Annotated in this window: 3 protein-coding genes and 1 pseudogene; all 4 read right to left on the reverse strand. The window is 63.0% G+C overall.

Annotated elements, in window-relative coordinates:
* Positions 1–80, reverse strand: a pseudogene (locus tag A9Z05_RS37920) (TerC family protein); the annotation flags it as partial.
* Between the two features lie 157 nt (positions 81–237).
* Positions 238–1,119 (reverse strand): succinate--CoA ligase subunit alpha, encoded by an 882-nt coding sequence (gene sucD, locus A9Z05_RS20275; protein ID WP_006477916.1) that lies wholly within the window; start codon positions 1,117–1,119, stop codon positions 238–240.
* Between the two features lie 69 nt (positions 1,120–1,188).
* Positions 1,189–2,355 (reverse strand): ADP-forming succinate--CoA ligase subunit beta, encoded by a 1,167-nt coding sequence (sucC, locus tag A9Z05_RS20280; protein ID WP_006477915.1) that lies wholly within the window; start codon positions 2,353–2,355, stop codon positions 1,189–1,191.
* Positions 2,356–2,423: 68 nt separating this feature from the next.
* A complete protein-coding gene (locus tag A9Z05_RS20285) occupies positions 2,424–3,032 on the reverse strand; it encodes a DUF2889 domain-containing protein (protein WP_050014576.1) in 609 nt (202 codons plus the stop codon).
* Positions 3,033–3,110 lie beyond the last annotated feature (78 nt).

Consider the following 3,110-nt stretch of genomic DNA (forward strand, 5'->3'; position numbering starts at 1 on the left):
TTGTCGCCGCCGAGCAGGATATCGATGATGACGATCTGGAGAATGGCGCCCCAGTGGAGCGAGGTCAGGAATTCGAGCATGGCGGTGAGGAAAGGGCAGCGGCCGCCTCACGGGCGACCCGGTTCATCGTCGGCACATGCAGGACGCATGCCTGGTGCTTACGAATTCATTGCGGGAGCATAACAAAAAACGCCGGCAAGGCCGGCGTTTTCTGCAGGACGGACCCGATGGAAATACTTACAGCGCCTTCTTCAGCAGCCGGCCCATTTCCGACGGGTTGCGCGTGACGGTGATGCCGCACGCTTCCATGATTTCCAGCTTCGCTTCGGCCGTATCCGCACCGCCCGAGATCAGCGCGCCGGCGTGGCCCATGCGCTTGCCCGGAGGCGCCGTGACGCCCGCGATGAAGCCGACCACCGGCTTCTTCATGTTGTCCTTGATCCACTCGGCGGCATTGGCTTCGTCCGGACCGCCGATTTCGCCGATCATCACGACCGCGTCCGTATCCGGATCGTCGTTGAACATCTTCATCACGTCGATGTGCTTCAGACCGTTGATCGGGTCGCCGCCGATACCGACTGCCGACGACTGGCCGAGGCCCAGCGCCGTCAGCTGCGCAACCGCTTCATACGTCAGCGTGCCCGAACGCGACACGACGCCGATGCGGCCCTTGCGGTGGATGTGACCCGGCATGATGCCGATCTTCAGCTCGTCGGGCGTGATCGTGCCCGGGCAGTTCGGCCCGAGCAGCAGCGTCTTGCGGCCTTCGCGACGCATGCGGTCCTTCACTTCGATCATGTCGCGCACGGGAATGCCTTCCGTGATGCAGATCGCGAGATCCAGATCGGCTTCGACCGCTTCCCAGATCGCAGCAGCCGCGCCTGCCGGCGGCACGTAGATGACCGACACGGTCGCGCCGGTTTCCGCCTTCGCTTCCTTGACGCTCGCGTAGATCGGAATGCCTTCGAAATCTTCGCCGGCCTTCTTCGGGTTCACGCCCGCGACGAATGCTTCGCGGCCGTTTGCGTATTCACGGCAGGCGCGCGTATGGAACTGACCGGTTTTGCCGGTAATGCCCTGCGTGATGACCTTCGTGTCCTTGTTGATCAGAATCGACATGTATTTTGACCTCTGTTCGATGGGCGTCGCGTGCAAACCGCGCCGCCCTACGTGTTCATTAGCGCGTGCTTACTTGCCTGCGGCAGCCGCGACGACCTTCTGCGCAGCCTCTTCCATGCTGTCGGCCGAGATGATCGGCAGGCCCGAATCGGCCAGCATCTTCTTGCCGAGGTCCTCGTTCGTGCCCTTCATGCGCACGACGAGCGGCACGTTCAGGTTCACGGCCTTCGAACCGGCGATCACGCCTTCCGCGATCACGTCGCAGCGCATGATGCCGCCGAAGATGTTCACGAGGATCGCCTTCAGGTCCGGGTTCTTCAGCATCAGCTTGAACGCTTCCGTAACCTTCTCGGTCGTCGCACCACCGCCGACGTCCAGGAAGTTCGCCGGCTCGCCGCCGAACAGCTTGATCGTGTCCATCGTGGCCATCGCGAGGCCTGCGCCGTTCACGAGGCAGCCGATGTTGCCGTCGAGCGAGATGTATGCGAGGTCGAACTTCGACGCTTCGATTTCAGCCGGATCTTCTTCGTCCAGATCGCGGTACGCGACGATTTCCGGGTGGCGGAACAGCGCGTTCGAGTCGAAGTTGAACTTCGCGTCGAGTGCGGTGACCTTGCCGTCGCCGGAGACGTTCAGCGGGTTGATTTCAGCCAGCGATGCGTCGGTTTCCCAGAATGCCTTGTACAGGCCTTGCAGGATCGCGCGCGCTTGCGGAATCGATGCGGCCGGCACGCCGATCTTCGCGGCGAGGTCGTCGGCCTGCGCGTCCAGCAGGCCCGTCGACGGCTCGACGATGACCTTGTGGATCAGTTCCGGGTGCTTTTCGGCGACTTCTTCGATGTCCATGCCGCCTTCGCTCGAGCCCATCAGCACGATCTTCTGCGAGATGCGGTCGACGACGAGGCTGACATACAATTCCTGCTTGATGTCCGCGCCTTCTTCGATCATCAGACGGTTGACCTTCTGGCCTTCCGGGCCCGTCTGGTGCGTGACGAGCTGCATGCCGAGGATCTGGTTCGCGTATTCGCGCACCTGCTCGATCGACTTCGCGACCTTCACGCCGCCGCCCTTGCCACGGCCACCCGCGTGGATCTGAGCCTTCACGACCCATACCGGGCCGCCGAGCTCTTCCGCCACCTTGACGGCTTCGTCAACCGAGAACGCCGGCTTGCCGCGCGGTACCGCGACGCCGAATTTCCGCAGGATTTCCTTACCCTGGTACTCGTGAATCTTCATGCGTGATTCCCTTCAGTCTGAGAGTTGGATGAAATGTCGCTTAAGACGCTTCTTCGAATGATTTCCGTTCATTCCTTCGTGCTGCCTTCACCGGGCAGATCCGGCCGAATCGGGCCATACCAGCGCGGGTAGTATTGCCGCACGACCTCGCCGTCGAATCGCAGCGCCCGGCAGCGGCCGAGCTGGAAAGGCGGTTCGGCGTGCACGCCGTCGTGATCCGGCCCTTCGCCGCCCTCCTCGCGCACGTTCCATACGTCACCGGCGAACGCCTGGATCGCGGCCGTCGGCAGCACGGCGCACAGTTCGGTGAGATGGGAACAGCCTGCGACGCCGGCGAGCAGCCGGTTCGCGTTGCGGCGGAAATTGCGGAAGAGATTGAGCCCGATGAGGGCCCGATAGGCGGGGGAAGCGGATTGACAGTGACCGGGATAGGGCACCCATTCCGAAGACGCTTCGGCGTCGACGACATTGAGGTCACGGTCGATGGTCACGCGCAGCCAGAGTTCGTGGATCGGCAGGCCCTGGGGCCGGATGCCCGACGCAAGCGCGACATCGCGCGGCTTGTGGTCGGTCAGGCAGGCTTCGATGTCCCACAAGCCGTCGCCGCGCTCGTAGGCTTCCGCTCGGATTGCGCGTCGATGTCGCAACTGACGGGGCACGGGCTCGGATAGCGGCATGCTGGAGGTTGAGGCCGAAGAGGAAAACCCGTGGATTTTAGCATATTGGGTATTTGAGGCATTCGGCCCCGACGGCGG

Origin of the sequence: Burkholderia sp. A2 (assembly GCF_001729305.1) — a bacterium.
In the GTDB taxonomy this organism is placed as follows: Bacteria; Pseudomonadota; Gammaproteobacteria; order Burkholderiales; family Burkholderiaceae; genus Burkholderia; species Burkholderia sola.